The following is a 14718-nucleotide window of genomic DNA, read 5'->3' as shown; positions in this document are numbered from 1 at the left end:
TATTTAGGCCGATGAATCCTGAACTCGACCGCCTGCACCCTTACCCTTTCCAGAAACTCGCGGGCCTGTTCGCGGGCACTCACCCCGGCGACCGATCGCCCATCGCGTTTTCCATCGGCGAACCCAAGCATCCGACACCCGGTTTCATTCGCGAATCGATGCTGGAACATTTACATACGCTGGCGACCTACCCGACCACCCAGGGAAGTGCCGAACTGCGCACTTCCATCGCGAGTTGGCTGGCATGGCGTTTCGACCTACCAGCCATGTCCCTCGACCCGGCACATCACATATTGCCGGTAAACGGGACTCGGGAAGCGCTATTTGCCTTCGCCCAGGCAGTGATCGACCGCAGCAGGCCGGCACAGGTTTTCATGCCCAACCCCTTCTACCAGATCTACGAGGGAGCGGCCCTGCTTGCCGGCGCGCAGCCTTACTTTATGCCCTGTGTAGCAGAGAACGGCTTCCTGCCTGATATCGACCGCGTGCCCGAAGAGGACTGGCAGCGCTGCCAACTCCTTTATTTGTGCAGCCCCGGCAACCCGACCGGCGCAGTGATGCCGGAAAGCGATCTCATCCGACTGCTCGAATTGGCCGAACGCTACGATTTCGTGCTCGCGTCCGACGAATGCTATAGCGAAATCTACCCCAACGAGGCAGAGCCTCCGCCCGGCCTGCTCGGCGCATGCATCCGCGCCGGCAACATCGAATTCAAGCGCTGCGTAGTTTTTCACAGCCTTTCAAAGCGATCCAACGCCCCTGGCCTGCGCTCGGGATTCGTCGCTGGCGATGCGGATATCCTCAGGCGTTTTCTTCAGTACCGCACCTACCAGGGCGGCGCGATGCCACCGCCCACACAGGCCGCCAGCGCGAAGGCCTGGCAGGACGAGGCGCACGTGCGCGAGAATCGCGCCCTGTATCGGGAGAAATTCGACCGCGTGCTGGAAATCCTGAGCCCGGTCATGGACGTTATCCGCCCGGACGGCGGATTCTATCTATGGCCCCGCACGCCGATAGACGATACCGAATTCGCCCACCTGCTGTATGCGCGCGAAAACGTGGCCGTGCTGCCAGGCCGTTATCTTTCCCGTCCACAACTGCAGGGTGATCCTGGCGAGAACCGCATACGCATCGCCCTGGTCGCCCCCCTCGACGAATGCATTGAGGGTGCGCAGCGCATCCGACACTTGATCGAATCCCTTTAGCCCAATCCGGAGTTTTGCATGTCCGATATCCAACCCATCATCGAAGAGGCCTTCGAGCGCCGCGCCGAAATCACACCGCGCAACGTGGAAACCCACGTCAAGGACGCCATCGTCGAGGCCATCGCACGGCTCGACGCGGGAACGCTGCGCGTCGCCGAAAAGCGCGACGGTGCCTGGGTCGTCAACGAATGGCTGAAGAAGGCCGTGCTGCTCTCATTCAGGATCTGGGACAACGAGTTCATCAAGGGCGGATTTACCAACTATTACGACAAGGTCCCGTCGAAATACGCCGATGCCAGCTCGCGCGAATTCCGTGAGGGCGGGGTCCGCGTGGTACCGCCGGCCACTGCGCGCAAGGGCTCATTCATTGCCCCCGGCGTCGTACTCATGCCCTCCTATGTGAATATCGGCGCCTATGTGGACAGCGGCACCATGGTCGACACCTGGGCGACCGTCGGGTCCTGCGCGCAGATCGGCAAGAACGTCCATCTTTCCGGCGGCGTCGGCATCGGTGGTGTACTTGAACCACTGCAGGCAGCACCCACCATCATCGAGGACAACTGCTTCATCGGCGCGCGTTCGGAGATCGTCGAAGGCGTCATCGTAGAGGAAGGCGCCGTCATCTCGATGGGCGTCTACATCGGCCAAAGCACCAAGATATACGACCGCGAAACCGGCGAAATCCTTTATGGGCGCGTCCCTGCCGGAGCCGTGGTGGTCTCCGGCAACCTGCCTTCGAAGGATGCAAAATACAGTCTGTATTGCGCCGTCATCGTCAAGCGGGTCGACGAAAAAACTCGCGCCAAGGTCGGCATCAACGCCTTGCTGCGCGACATCTGACACCCCCACTCGGACCAGCTCCATGCGCGATTTCCCGACCCTGCTCGGCAATGTGCTGTGGTTCATCCTCGGTGGCTTTGCTGCCGGGCTCGCATGGTGGCTGGCCGCACTCGTCATGATCATCACGATCGTGGGCATCCCCTGGGCACGTGCTGCCTTCGTAATCGGCCGGTTTACCTTTTTCCCCTTTGGCTACCGCATCGTCGAGCGACGCACATTATTTCAGCGAGGCGATATCGGTACCGGTTTTCTCGGCCTGCTCGGCAATCTCGTCTGGTTCGTATTTGCTGGGGTGTGGCTGGGCATCGGCCACCTGCTCGCTGCTCTGGTCTGCTTCCTGACCATCATCGGCATCCCCTTCGGGTTGCAACACATCAAGCTCGCCCAACTATCCTTGTTTCCCATCGGCAAAACCGTCATACCCAACGACGCCCTATGAAAGCCACGCTATACGGCATCCGCCAGTGCGACACCGTGACAAAAGCCCGAAAATGGCTGGAGGCACGGCATATCGACTATGAATTCCACGATTTTCGGGTCGAGGGTCTATCGCCAGAATTACTGCAGGGCTGGGTTTCTCGGCTCGGCCATGAAATCCTGGTGAATCGCCGCGGCACCACCTGGAGACGGCTCGACGAATCATGGAAGGACGGGCTCGATAAACCACGCGCGATTCAGTTGATGCTCGAAAATCCGACCGTGATCAAGCGCCCCGTCCTGGATTTCGCAGATTCGTTACTGGTGGGTTTCAATGAAGCCGACTATTCCAATGTGTTCGGCTCGCCCAACGGGAAATGATCATGTCAGCAACACTCGAACTCACCATCGAACTGGTTTCCCGATCCTCGATGACACCGGAAGATGCTGGCTGCCAGCAACTCATTGCACAACGTTTGGAAAGGCTTGGCTTCGTTGCACAGCATTTACGTTTCGGGGAGGTTGACAACCTCTGGCTTCGCCGCGGCAACGATGGGCCCGTTTTCTGTTTCGCCGGTCATACCGATGTGGTCCCGACTGGGCCACTGGAAAAATGGAATAGCCCTCCATTCGTGCCAACCGTACGTGACGGCATGCTCTACGGACGCGGAACGGCCGACATGAAGGGCTCCATCGCGGCGATGGTCACCGCCATCGAGCGATTTATAGCAGCGAATCCGGATAGTCATGGTTCAATCGCCCTACTCCTAACTAGCGATGAAGAGGGGCCTGCCGTAAACGGCACCGTCAAGGTCGTGGAAACACTGCAGCAACGTGGCGAGAGAATCGATTGGTGCATCGTCGGCGAGCCATCCAGCACTGCCCAGGTAGGTGACGTGATCAAGAACGGCCGTCGCGGTTCGCTGACCGGGCGCCTACGAATCCAGGGTAAGCAAGGTCACATCGCCTACCCGCATTTGGCTGAGAATCCGATACATCTGGCAGCCCCTGCGCTGGAGGAACTGATTCAAACCGAATGGGACACGGGCAACGCCTATTTCCCTCCCACGTCATTCCAGATATCCAACATCCATGCAGGCACCGGCGCCGGCAATATCATTCCTGGTGAGATGGATGTCGAATTCAACTTCAGGTACTCGACACAAAACACTGCGCACACACTGCAACAACGCGTTGAAGAAACACTGCAACGTCACTCACTAAAATACGAGTTGCAGTGGATACACTCGGGCTCCCCATTCCTGACACCACCTGGGAACCTGGTGAATGCTGTTTGCGCGGCAGCCAGCTCGGTCAACCAGATAAGCCCCAGCCTCTCGACCGCTGGCGGAACCTCTGATGGCCGATTCATCGCGCCGATGGGTGCGCAGGTCGTCGAACTCGGCCCAGTGAACGACAGCATTCATCAAATCGACGAACATGTGGATATCGATTCCCTGGATGCACTCAGCCTTATGTACGAGCGCACCCTTGAAATGTTGTTTCTTGCGTCCGCAGCCGACGAGTCGGTGAACTCAGAATAAACACAACATCCCGTTAGAAATGCAAAGCCCCCACACGATGGCGGGGGCTTTGCGTTTAGCCTAGCGAAGACGCTTGATGGTCATTCACGAACTCTTACGCGGCCTACCTCGACGCTTTTTCGGCGTAACAGCACGCTGGAGCTTGGCCATTTCGCGCGACAACCAGGAATCCGCAAATTTGGCAACTGCCTTTTCGCGTGCTTCGAAAAGTTTAGCCATGGAGGCTTCGCGCTTGAGAACGGTCTTGAGCTCGTTTTTCAGCGAAGCGATTTCGAGCTTGGCCTCGGCCAGCTTATCCTTGAAATTGGCTTTGACTGTACGTTCACGTTCCAAAACGCTCGTTGACGCAGCGGTCGCCGACTTAGGCGGACGACCGGGACCGCGCTTCTTCGGCGCCGCTGTGGCTGCAGCCGTCGCTGACTTCGGCGGACGACCTGGGCCTCGTTTCTTCTTCGGCGCCGCTGTGGCTGCAGCCGTCGCTGACTTCGGTGGGCGACCCGGGCCTCGTTTCTTCTTCGGCGCCGCTGTGGCTGCAGCCGTCGCTGACTTCGGCGGACGACCCGGACCGCGTTTCTTCTTCGGCGCCGCCGTGGCTGCAGCCGTCGCTGACTTCGGCGGACGACCTGGGCCTCGTTTCTTCTTCACGGCCTCACCCGATTTGGCTGATTGCTTTTTAGCCCGGACTTTTTTTGCCTTGGGCTCCGCAGCTGGCGTGCTGGCTTCGGACTTTTCCGCAGTCGTCACGTTGTCTTTTGTGACAGGCTCGGCGACTGTCTTCTCATCCAAATTTTCAACCGACATTCAATTCCCCTTAGTTAAAACAATTGCGATATGTCAATACTAGAATATATTCTCGCAGCTTTCCAATACAAGCCCTTATTTTTTATTTCCTTATAGCTTAACAGGCTGTTGAAAAAGTCCTGTAAACCCGGAAGATTGGTTTTGTATTGTTGAGTGAGGGTTGTGGCCGATGCGCGGTGCCGACATACATCAGGATGGGCTGTTCAGCACGGTCAGCCCGGAGCAACGGGTGCCGAAGGACCATCCTCTGCGCCCGATCCGGCGGATGGTCGATCAAGCGCTCAAAGAACTCGACGCTGACTTCGATGCGCTGTATGCCCATATGGGCCGTGACTCGATCCCGCCGGAGAAGCTGCTGCGCGCGCAACTGTTGATGGCGTTCTACACCATCCGCAGCGAACGCCTGTTGGTCGAACAGATCGACTACAACCTGCTGTTTCGCTGGTTTGTGGGCTTTTCCATGGACGATCCGGTCTGGCACCACTCCACGTTTACCAAGAACCGTGACCGCCTGCTTGCAGGCGATGTGGCCCGCACCTTCTTCGCCCGGGTGCTGGATCAGGCCCGTGCGGCCGATCTGCTGTCTAGCGAACACTTCAGCGTCGATGGCACGTTGATCGAAGCGCTGGCCTCGCACAAGAGCTACCGGCCCCGGGACGAGGACGCGCCGCCGAGCGGTGGCGGGCGCAATCCCACGGTGGACTTTCGCGGGCAGAAGCGGTGTCGGGAAACGCACGTCTCCAGGACCGACCCGGATGCCTTGCTGTATCGCAAGAGCGAAGGCACGACCGCCAAGCTCAGCTACCTCGGACACCTGCTGATGGAAAACCGCCACGGCCTGATCGTCGAGTCGCAGACGAGCCAGGCCACCGGCACGGCCGAGCGCGAGGCCGGTGTCGAGCTTGTCGACGCGCTCGGCGGGAGCCACCGGATCACGCTGGGCGCGGACAAGAACTATGACACGCAAGGCTTTGTGGCGGCGATGCGTGGACGAAACGTCACGCCGCATGTGGCTCAGAACACGGCCGGGCGCCGCTCGGCCATCGACGGGCGCACCATCGGCCATCCCGGTTACCGAACCAGCCTGACGATCCGCAAGCGGATCGAAGAATGCTTCGGTTGGCTCAAGACCATTGCGGGTCTGCGCAAAAGTCGGTTTGTCGGACGCGAGAAACTGGATTTCCAGTTTGTGCTCAGCGCGGCGGCCTACAACCTGGTGCGGATGCGCAATCTGGGACTGGCAGCATGTTGAAGGCACACATCAAGGGATCGGTGCGCCCAGAGATCGGGATTTGGGCTGTTTTCGGGAAAAATCAGGCCCCAGATCCGAAGGGGCACGTCGCCAATGGACCCTGATCAACATGATAACCGCTAAATCGGGGGAATTTTCAACAGCCTGTTAAGCCAGATCAATCCGCATGCAATGTCTATTGCGCATAATCCAATCTTGTTCAAACAATCTGACCAGGTACGACATTGAACCCGAATAAAACTATGGATAATCGTGTAGGACTACCACGCCGCTTGCTCGCAATGGCATACGATGGCTTGTTGATGTTCGCATTGCTTATGATCGCCAGCGCGCTTTTGATCCCATTTCAGCATGGGCAAGCCGTCGCCCCTGGAAACCATCTCTTTCAACTTTATCTGCTCTACGTTCTATATCTATTTTTAGCTTGGTTCTGGGTACATGGCGGACAAACACTGGGCATGAAGGCATGGCGGATCCGCCTCGTCAGTGACGATGGTAAACCCATCGGTTGGACCCGAGCCACACTGAGATTTTTCCTCTCGATCCTCTCCTGGTTGCTACTTGGCACCGGTTTCTTATGGTCTCTGGTCGATCGAGAGAAAAGATGCCTACACGACATCCTGAGTCACACAAGACTGATCAAAATCCCATCGCCTTCAGATTTACTGAAATCTTCTCAGAGCGAACAGGCCACCGAACAGGAAAATACCAAGGGGTAGCATGGCGCTTAACAGAGGCGCCAAACCAAACACCAAGCCCACTTGAGCACTCAGCCTGTTCAGGAAATAAAAGCCGATACCAACCACGATCCCGATAAAAAGTCGCTGCCCAGCCCCCCCCGAGCGCTGCGATCCAAATACGAAGGGAATGGCCAGGATCAGCATGACCAAAGCGGACAAAGGCGTGGTAAAGCGCTGCCAGAACGACAGCTCGTAGCGCGCCGCGTCCAAATGATTTCTTTTAAGGTAAACGACATACTGAGCCAGGGCGGGGAGCGTCATTTCACCGGGGCGCGTGTCGAGCAAGTCAAACAGCTTGGGAGAAATCAAAGCCGGCATCATCTGCTTTTCTAGATGCTGAACTCCAATCTGCCCAACACCAAAATGAGTCTCGCTGACGCCTTGTAGCACCCATGCATGATCTCCGTAATGCGCACTGGTAGCGTGTAGCGCAAAACGCATCCTCCCTGCTGGAGAAATGGTGTAAACGTTCACATCGAGCAATCGTCTACCGGGGAGCACATGCTCGATATGGATGTAACGATCCCCATCCCTGGCCCATATATCGTTACCCTCACGGATCAATTGTTGTCCGCTTTCCGCAGCCAACTTGAACGCTTGCCCACTACGCGCCGCAGCCGGTGCCACCCACTCGCCGAATGGCAAGGCCACCACCACCATCAATATTCCGGCGGCCAATGCGGCTTTGACCACACCGGTTACGGATACACCCAACGCACGAATTGCGATCAATTCGCTATGGGCAGCGAGATTGCCCAGGCTCAGCAGCGTTCCGATCAGCACCGCCGTGGGAAACAAGGTGTACATGCGCTGCGGTTCCGTATACAGAGTAAACAGCAAAGCCTGCGCCAAGCCGTAATGCCCTCGCCCGACACTGTCGATTTCCGCCAGAAAAGCAAATACCCAGTCCAACAGTGTCAAGAGCAATAACGCAACTGCACTACCACTGATTACAGAACGCACCAAATAGAAATTGATTCGTCTCATGCTGCCACCCTACGGCGCCTGAAACCGGTGGAACGCCTACCACCACGAATCCACCACAACAACCCGACGAATCCCAGCATCAGCAAATGCGGCCACCACATACCCAGCCAGACAGGCACAACACCTTTTTCCATCCAGGATTTTGCGATCAGTAACAAATTGGCATAAACCACATAAGAGAGCATGCCGAAAACCAGTTGCCCATAGCGCCCCTGGCGTGGTTTGACGTGGCTCATCGGCACTGCCAACAAGATCAGAATCAGCGCAGAAATGGGTACCGCCAGGCGCCACTCGATTTCAGCCAGATCACCAGGCCCACCCTGTCGCCACAGCGTCAAGGTGGACATTTCAATGCGGCGTGGTGAGTGATCGGATTTTACGGCAGCCAACGGCATGCGTACCTGATAATGAGCGAACTGCAACACACTATAATCCGCCTTGCCAGGCGTACCGACGTAGCGCGTCCCATCGGTCAGATTCAATATACGCAAACCCGCTTGCCGTTCGACATGCAGTATCCCTGATCGAGCACTCAGCACGGTGGCACACCCCTTGATCGCATCGGTGTGTACAAAAATATCCTGCAATTGCTTCCCCTGCTCGCCAAGCGAGGATACAAAAGCTACCGCGCGGCCATTATTCAAGGGTATGAAACGGCCTGCCTCCACAACGGCAAAATCCATACGCTGCTGACCTTCGCGCTGGATCACGACACTTTTTTCGGAGGCCCAGGGATATGCCACCAACATCAGATAAGCTGAAATAACCGCCATCGGCAAACCGAGCAGCATCAAGCTTGCATACAACCTACGGGGTCCCATGCCTGCAGCAGCCATCGCCGACATTTCACTGTCGCGATAAAGCCGCCCCAAGGTCAGCATAACCGCGATGAATAAGGTCACAGGCAGCAACAGCATCATCGCCTTGAGGCTTTCAACCGCCACCAATGACGCCAATAACTCCACCGGCAAGGCACCGCTCGCGGACATCCCAAGCAGGCGTACAAAAGTACTGCCGATAATCACAAGCCCGAGAACGAATCCCACAGCCAGCATGGAAAGTAAAACTTCAACCGCAATATAACGAGCAAGAATTCTCATCGATGAGCAACGGGATTTTTAGACCGCGCAAGTTTGCCATAGAATAGCCTGCGTGCCGCAACGGCACGCAGGCCCGTACAAACCATAAAACCCGGAGCTATCGAATGGAATTCTCGCCGCTCAGCCAGTCTCTCCCGGAAATCAAGACCCCCTGCCTCGTCATCGGTGTGTTTTCCGGTTCGCGTCATACCGCACTGATCAAACAAATTGATGAAGCAACAGGTGGTTGGTTGCTCAAGCAACTCAAGCGAGGTGATTTCACCGGTGCCAAAGGTCAGTCCCAGTATCTCTATGATCCCCCGGGACTGCTTGCGGAACGTCTGCTGCTCATCGGTTGCGGCGCCTCCGGCGAATTCGGCGAACGGGCCTATGCCGAAGCCAGCCAGCTGGCTGCCAGAACCCTGAATGGCGGCGGTGCAAAACAGGCCGTTTCGAGCCTACCGGCCTTGCCTGTCAAGGGACGCAGCCCGGGCTGGATGTTGCAGCAAGCCACGTTCAATACCGGCATCGCGCTCTATACCTTCAACGAATTCAAGAGCAAGGCTGAAAAACCGAAAAACCCGCTGCGTCGGCTCGACCTGTGGACCGACACAGAAATTCAGGTTGCGGACGCACAAGAGGCGATCCGCGTGGGCAACGCCCTGCTCTCTGGCGTCTCCCTGGCTCGGGATCTCGCCAACCGCCCAGGCAACGTCTGCACGCCAAGCTATCTGGCCAAGCAGGCCAAGGCGCTCAAAAAGCAATACGCCAAAATGAGCCTCGACGTACTCGAAGAGGCCGACATGGAGAAACTGGGCATGGGTGCCTTCATGTCCGTCTCCAAAGGCAGTGAAGAACCCGGCAAATTGATCGTTCTCAATTACGACGGCGGTGACAAGCAGGCCAAGCCCATCGTTCTGGTTGGCAAGGGAATCACCTTCGACAGCGGCGGCATCTCGCTAAAGCCCGGCGCACAGATGGATGAAATGAAATATGACATGGGCGGCGCTGCAAGCGTGCTCGGTACCCTCGCAGCCTGTGCCGAGCTCGAGCTCCCCCTCAACGTCATCGGCGTCATCGCCGCCGCCGAAAACATGCCCGATGGACGAGCCAGCAAGCCCGGTGACATCGTGAAGACATTGTCGGGACAGACGGTTGAAATCCTCAATACTGACGCGGAAGGCCGCCTGGTGCTGTGCGACGCACTCAGCTATGTCGAACGCTTCGAGCCGGACTCGGTCGTCGACATGGCCACGCTCACCGGGGCTTGTATCGTCGCCTTGGGACATCAGGTCAGCGCCGTGCTTGGTAATCATGCGCCGCTGGTCCAGGAAATCCTTCAGGCGGGCCAAAGCAGCTTCGATCGCGCCTGGGAACTGCCGCTGCTGGAAGAGTATCAGGAACAGCTCAAGAGCAATTTCGCCGATATGGCAAACATCGGTGGGCGCTCGGCAGGCACCATTACGGCAGCGAGCTTCCTGGCGCGCTTCACCAAGGCCTACCATTGGGCGCATCTGGACATCGCGGGCACCGCATGGGTGAGCGGTGACAAGAAGGGAGCAACCGGGCGTCCCGTACCCCTGCTGCTTCAATTCCTGCTCGGCCGGGCGGGTAAAACGCTTTGAACGAAGCGACCGCAACTCGGGTCGACTTTTACCTCCTGCCGACGGCTGAGCCGCTTGCGCGCCTGCAGTTTGCCTGCAAGCTGGCCGACAAGGCACTCGCCAGCGGCAGGCGTCTGCATGTATTGACCGGCGACCGCTCCGAATGCGAAATGCTTGGCCGGCTGCTCTGGACTTACGGCGATATCAGTTTCCGCCCGCATGCGATTACCGATGCTGGAAACACTGATTATCCAATCACACTCGGCTGCACCGCCGATTCTCTGACCGGGGGATCGGCGCTGCTCAATCTCGCCCCGGATGTACCGGACCACTATGCGCTGTTCGACCAGATCGCCGAGATCGTAGACGAGAACCCCGACATCAAGATTCGCGGCCGTGAACATTACCGGCTATACAGAAGTTACGGCTGCGATCTGCAGCACCATGCTTTGGGACAGACCTCGTGAAACGCCCCGACCCGCGTGATATCCCCACCTTGGATGACCTCGTGTTCCCAGGGGAACACGGCGTCAGCGATCTCGACTTGGCTTCACTCGACACCGCCGAATTCGAATCTACCGACGAGACAGCGCGCGAAAAGTCCCCTCCTGTATCATTGCCAGTCGAGCCGATCATTGGCTCGACCGCGCAACTCAGACCATCCGGTGACAAGTTTACGTTTGCATCAGCACCCTATCAGCATGACCCAAACCACGAAGAAACGCCTGACGCGGCAACGTCACTACCAGAAGATCTATCGGCGGACAACGCTGCTCCCTCGGCGTTTGGCCCCTACGACTGGCACCGAGATCCCTACATCGCTTCCGTAAATAGTCGCACGGGACTTGATGACGATCCTCGCGATGACGACGAGCCCAGGTTCCCGGTATTCGGCAAACTCGACAGCGAACACGCCGACGAGTCCGATGAACCGAAACTCTATGTGGAGGATCGTCAGGGCCAGCTAGCCGATTACGATGATTCCGCACACGACTTCGACTTAGACGTTACGCCTGCCCCGGACCCTGTCGAACAGCAAACTCAAGAGAAATCCGAGGCTGCCGATCAGCCAGCCGAAGACGCATGGCCCTTGCTTGACTTCGACATATCGACCGTCCCATCGCCCACAATACAGACGCCTGAGGACGCGCCAGCGGAAGATGCGTACGCAAGCCTGGAAATCGATGTCGCCGAATCAGCGCTGCCTCCAACACCAATCGACACGATCACCCCGAATGAGCCCGTGCCACCGCAAAACATGGCCAATTCCACCGAAACTACCGACATCAATGCGCGTATCGAAATGGCGTTGACCCGCGCGCTCGCGGCCGAATGGCCGGACTTTCAGCAGCGTATCGTTGCCGCGGTATTGCGCGAACTCGAATCCGGGTCCGACTAAAGTCCCGCCACGCTCGGCAGCACCCGGCTGCCGCCGTTATAATCCCCCGCTTGGCAATGCCCACCGGACCCCTTCATGGACAAGAGTTACGACCCTCACGCAATCGAACAACGCTGGTACGAGGAATGGGAGGCGCGCGGCTATTTTGCGCCGCAAGGCAGCGGACAGACTCCCTACTGCATCATGATCCCGCCACCGAACGTCACGGGCACGCTGCACATGGGGCACGCGTTTCAGGACACGCTGATGGATGCCCTGATCCGCTACCACCGCATGCGCGGCGATGACACCCTCTGGCAGGCAGGCAGTGACCATGCCGGCATCGCCACCCAGATGGTCGTCGAACGACTACTCAATGCCGAGGGCAAGACGCGCCATGATCTGGGACGGGAGGCCTTCGTCGAACGCGTCTGGCAGTGGAAGGAGGAGTCCGGCGGCAACATCACGCGTCAACTACGCCGCATGGGCGCCTCGCTGGACTGGAGCCGCGAACGCTTCACCATGGACGAAGGGCTGTCGCACGCGGTGCAGGAGGTCTTCGTCCGCCTGCACGAGGAAGGCTTGATCTACCGGGGCAAGCGCCTGGTGAACTGGGACCCGGTACTGCACACCGCGATTTCCGATCTTGAGGTCGTTTCCGAGGAACGTCAGGGCCAGATCTGGCACTTCCGCTATCCGCTCGCCGAGGGCGACGGTTATCTCGTCGTCGCCACCACCCGACCGGAAACCATGCTCGGGGACACGGCAGTGGCCGTTCACCCCGCCGACGCGCGCTACCACGACATGGTCGGCCGCAGCATTCGTCTGCCATTGACCGACCGCCTGATACCCATCATCGCAGACGAATACGTCGACCCCGAATTCGGCACCGGCTGCGTCAAGATCACCCCTGCCCATGACTTCAACGACTATGCCGTAGGTCAGCGTCACAACCTGCCGCTGATCAACATCTTCACCCCCGACGCGCGCATCAACAACGAGGCACCGGATGCGTTCCAGGGGCTCGATCGCTTCGACGCACGCAAGCGCGTGGTCGCAGCCATGAAGGCCTTGGGCCTGCTCGAACAGGTCGACGATCACAAACTCATGGTACCGATCGGAGACCGCTCCGGAAGCGTCATCGAGCCCTATCTGACCGACCAGTGGTACGTCAAGGTTGCCCCGCTCGCCGAACCGGCCATCCGCGCGGTCAAGGACGGGCGCATCCGCTTCATCCCCGAGAACTGGAACAAGACCTACTTCGAATGGATGCGCAACATCGAGGACTGGTGCATCTCGCGCCAACTCTGGTGGGGCCACCGCATTCCGGCGTGGTACGACGACGCCGGCAACGTCTACGTCGCGCGTTCCGAAGCCGAAGTGCGCAACCAACACGGGCTCGGCGATGACGTGGCGCTGCGCCAGGACGAGGATGTCCTCGATACCTGGTTCTCCTCCGCGCTATGGCCGTTTTCCACGCTCGGCTGGCCTGACGACAGCGCCGACCTGAAGCGCTACTACCCGACCAGCGTGCTGGTGACCGGCTTCGACATCATCTTCTTCTGGGTCGCCCGCATGGTCATGATGGGGCTCAAGTTCATGGGTGACGTGCCTTTCCGGGAGGTGTACATACACGGCCTCGTGCGCGACGCGGAAGGCCAGAAGATGTCGAAATCCAAGGGCAACGTACTCGACCCGCTCGACCTCATCGACGGCATCTCGCTGGACGACCTGCTGGCCAAGCGCACGCGCGGGCTGATGCAGCCGCAAATGGCCGAACGGATCGCCGAAAACACGCGCAAGGAATACCCCGAAGGCATCCCCGCCTTCGGCACCGACGCCTTGCGCTTCACCTTCGCCGCCCTCGCCACCACCGGTCGCGACATCCGCTTCGACCTGGGACGCATCGAGGGCAACCGCAATTTCTGCAACAAGATATGGAATGCGGCGCGCTACGTGCTGATGAACACCGAGGGCCAGGACACCGGCCTCGGCGATGCGTCGGTGACTCTCTCGCTGGCAGACCGCTGGGTGCTGTCGCGCCTGCAACGTCTCGCGCAGGAAGCGCAAACGCAAATCGAAGCCTACCGCTTCGACCTGCTGGCCAGGGCACTCTACGAATTCACCTGGCACACCTACTGCGATTGGTACCTGGAACTCGCCAAGACGGTGCTCACTGACGAGCAGGCGAGCGCGGAGGCACAACGGGGCACTAGGCGTACCCTGGTTCGAGTGCTGGACACCGTACTGCGACTGCTGCATCCGATCATGCCCTACCTCACCGAGGAGATCTGGCAGCAGGTCGCGCCACTGGCCGGCGAGCACGGCCCCACGATCCTGCTGCATCCTTACCCCGAGGCCGACGCTGCCCTGATCGACGAGGCTGCGGAAAGCGAGATGGAATGGGTGCAGCAGTTCATCCTGGCGGTGCGTCGCATCCGTGCGGAAATGGACATCGCACCCGGCAAACCGCTGCCACTGCTGGTGCAGGGGCACACCGAAGCCGAGCAGAGCCGCTACGCGGCGCACCGCGGGTTCATCGACGCCCTGGCCCGGCTGTCCGAGGTCAGCTGGCTCTGCGCGAGCGAAAACCCGCCTGAATCGGCCACCGCCCTGCTCGGCGAAACCCGCCTGCTGATCCCGCTTGCCGGCCTGATCGACAAGGATGTCGAGCTTGCCCGGCTCACCAAGGAAATCGGCAAACTCGAAAACGGTCTGAAACAGAGCCACGGCAAGCTCGCCAACGAGAACTTCGTCGCTCGGGCGCCCGTCGAGGTGGTCGAACAGGAACGCGGCCGCGTGCGCGACATGGAAAGCGCCCTGACGCGCCTGCGCGAACAGCACGCGCGGATTCAGGCACTATGAACCGGC

14 protein-coding genes are annotated in these 14718 nt (G+C 58.9%); 11 read left to right on the top strand and 3 right to left on the bottom strand.

The genetic code is table 11. The features are described 5' to 3' along the window. Positions 1 to 11: 11 nt before the first annotated feature. From dapC to dapE, 5 genes are read left to right on the top strand one after another with little or no spacing between them, the layout of a single operon-like run. Complete coding sequence (dapC, locus tag BJI67_RS06275; protein WP_070072304.1) at positions 12 to 1205, top strand: succinyldiaminopimelate transaminase; 1194 nt, start codon at positions 12 to 14, stop codon at positions 1203 to 1205. 18 nt (positions 1206 to 1223) lie between these two features. Further along, entirely contained in the window at positions 1224 to 2045 is an 822-nt protein-coding gene (dapD, locus tag BJI67_RS06270; RefSeq protein WP_070072303.1) for a 2,3,4,5-tetrahydropyridine-2,6-dicarboxylate N-succinyltransferase, read from the top strand. Between the two features lie 22 nt (positions 2046 to 2067). Further along, the gene (locus tag BJI67_RS06265; protein ID WP_070072302.1) at positions 2068 to 2484 is read left to right on the top strand and encodes a YccF domain-containing protein; all 417 of its coding nucleotides are present in this window, start codon (positions 2068 to 2070) and stop codon (positions 2482 to 2484) included. Then, positions 2481 to 2843 (top strand): ArsC family reductase, encoded by a 363-nt coding sequence (locus BJI67_RS06260; protein ID WP_070072301.1) that lies wholly within the window; start codon positions 2481 to 2483, stop codon positions 2841 to 2843. Before BJI67_RS06265 ends, BJI67_RS06260 begins: the two co-directional genes overlap by 4 nt. Before the next feature lie 2 nt (positions 2844 to 2845). Then, entirely contained in the window at positions 2846 to 4006 is a 1161-nt protein-coding gene (gene dapE / locus BJI67_RS06255) for a succinyl-diaminopimelate desuccinylase (RefSeq protein WP_197513334.1), read from the top strand. Between the two features lie 84 nt (positions 4007 to 4090). Here dapE and BJI67_RS17320 read toward each other — a convergent pair whose 3' ends face one another. Further along, complete coding sequence (locus BJI67_RS17320) at positions 4091 to 4807, bottom strand: hypothetical protein (protein ID WP_156782048.1); 717 nt, start codon at positions 4805 to 4807, stop codon at positions 4091 to 4093. A gap of 169 nt (positions 4808 to 4976) precedes the next feature. On the opposite strand from BJI67_RS17320, the gene BJI67_RS06245 reads away from it, so the two are divergent. Both BJI67_RS06245 and BJI67_RS16705 read left to right on the top strand, forming a co-directional pair. Continuing rightward, a complete protein-coding gene (locus BJI67_RS06245; RefSeq protein ID WP_038094256.1) occupies positions 4977 to 6059 on the top strand; it encodes an IS5 family transposase in 1083 nt (360 codons plus the stop codon). Between the two features lie 242 nt (positions 6060 to 6301). Further along, positions 6302 to 6778 carry an RDD family protein gene (locus BJI67_RS16705; RefSeq protein WP_083250684.1) on the top strand — a complete coding sequence of 159 codons (477 nt, stop codon included), beginning with the start codon at positions 6302 to 6304 and terminating at the stop codon, positions 6776 to 6778. On the opposite strand, the gene lptG is transcribed toward BJI67_RS16705, so the two are convergent. Together lptG and lptF are read right to left on the bottom strand one after the other, a co-directional pair. After that, complete coding sequence (gene lptG / locus BJI67_RS06240; protein WP_070072298.1) at positions 6722 to 7786, bottom strand: LPS export ABC transporter permease LptG; 1065 nt, start codon at positions 7784 to 7786, stop codon at positions 6722 to 6724. The two genes, BJI67_RS16705 and lptG, sit on opposite strands and share 57 nt — an antisense overlap. Further along, on the bottom strand, positions 7783 to 8886 hold the full coding sequence (gene lptF, locus BJI67_RS06235; protein ID WP_070072297.1) for an LPS export ABC transporter permease LptF: 1104 nt from the start codon (positions 8884 to 8886) through the stop codon (positions 7783 to 7785). The genes lptG and lptF overlap by 4 nt, the downstream gene beginning before the upstream one ends. Positions 8887 to 8990: 104 nt before the next feature. On the opposite strand from lptF, the gene BJI67_RS06230 reads away from it, so the two are divergent. The 4 genes from BJI67_RS06230 to BJI67_RS06215 all read left to right on the top strand — a co-directional run bounded on the left by BJI67_RS06230 (position 8991) and on the right by BJI67_RS06215 (position 14712). Further along, positions 8991 to 10490 (top strand): leucyl aminopeptidase, encoded by a 1500-nt coding sequence (locus BJI67_RS06230; RefSeq protein ID WP_070072296.1) that lies wholly within the window; start codon positions 8991 to 8993, stop codon positions 10488 to 10490. After that, positions 10487 to 10936, top strand: a complete 450-nt coding sequence (locus tag BJI67_RS06225) for a DNA polymerase III subunit chi (protein ID WP_070072295.1) — start codon at positions 10487 to 10489, stop codon at positions 10934 to 10936. The genes BJI67_RS06230 and BJI67_RS06225 overlap by 4 nt, the downstream gene beginning before the upstream one ends. Next, positions 10933 to 11868 carry a hypothetical protein gene (locus BJI67_RS06220; RefSeq protein ID WP_070072294.1) on the top strand — a complete coding sequence of 312 codons (936 nt, stop codon included), beginning with the start codon at positions 10933 to 10935 and terminating at the stop codon, positions 11866 to 11868. Before BJI67_RS06225 ends, BJI67_RS06220 begins: the two co-directional genes overlap by 4 nt. Positions 11869 to 11943: 75 nt before the next feature. Then, positions 11944 to 14712 (top strand): valine--tRNA ligase, encoded by a 2769-nt coding sequence (locus tag BJI67_RS06215; protein WP_070072293.1) that lies wholly within the window; start codon positions 11944 to 11946, stop codon positions 14710 to 14712. Positions 14713 to 14718 lie beyond the last annotated feature (6 nt).

The sequence above is a fragment of the Acidihalobacter aeolianus genome (assembly GCF_001753165.1).
GTDB classification, from domain to species: domain Bacteria; phylum Pseudomonadota; class Gammaproteobacteria; order DSM-5130; family Acidihalobacteraceae; genus Acidihalobacter; species Acidihalobacter aeolianus.
Note: the sequence above shows the minus strand (reverse complement) of the source record. Positions and strands in the feature narration are given on the sequence as shown.

Excerpts from the sequence above, each read along its gene's own strand:
- dapC (WP_070072304.1), top strand. The coding sequence starts at position 12 with ATGAATCCTGAACTCGACCGCCTGCACCCTTACCCTTTCCAGAAACTC.
- dapD (WP_070072303.1), top strand. The coding sequence starts at position 1,224 with ATGTCCGATATCCAACCCATCATCGAAGAGGCCTTCGAGCGCCGCGCC.
- BJI67_RS06265 (WP_070072302.1), top strand. The coding sequence starts at position 2,068 with ATGCGCGATTTCCCGACCCTGCTCGGCAATGTGCTGTGGTTCATCCTC.
- BJI67_RS06260 (WP_070072301.1), top strand. The coding sequence starts at position 2,481 with ATGAAAGCCACGCTATACGGCATCCGCCAGTGCGACACCGTGACAAAA.
- dapE (WP_197513334.1), top strand. The coding sequence starts at position 2,846 with ATGTCAGCAACACTCGAACTCACCATCGAACTGGTTTCCCGATCCTCG.
- BJI67_RS17320 (WP_156782048.1), bottom strand. The coding sequence starts at position 4,807 with ATGTCGGTTGAAAATTTGGATGAGAAGACAGTCGCCGAGCCTGTCACA.
- BJI67_RS06245 (WP_038094256.1), top strand. The coding sequence starts at position 4,977 with ATGCGCGGTGCCGACATACATCAGGATGGGCTGTTCAGCACGGTCAGC.
- BJI67_RS16705 (WP_083250684.1), top strand. The coding sequence starts at position 6,302 with ATGGATAATCGTGTAGGACTACCACGCCGCTTGCTCGCAATGGCATAC.
- lptG (WP_070072298.1), bottom strand. The coding sequence starts at position 7,786 with ATGAGACGAATCAATTTCTATTTGGTGCGTTCTGTAATCAGTGGTAGT.
- lptF (WP_070072297.1), bottom strand. The coding sequence starts at position 8,886 with ATGAGAATTCTTGCTCGTTATATTGCGGTTGAAGTTTTACTTTCCATG.
- BJI67_RS06230 (WP_070072296.1), top strand. The coding sequence starts at position 8,991 with ATGGAATTCTCGCCGCTCAGCCAGTCTCTCCCGGAAATCAAGACCCCC.
- BJI67_RS06215 (WP_070072293.1), top strand. The coding sequence starts at position 11,944 with ATGGACAAGAGTTACGACCCTCACGCAATCGAACAACGCTGGTACGAG.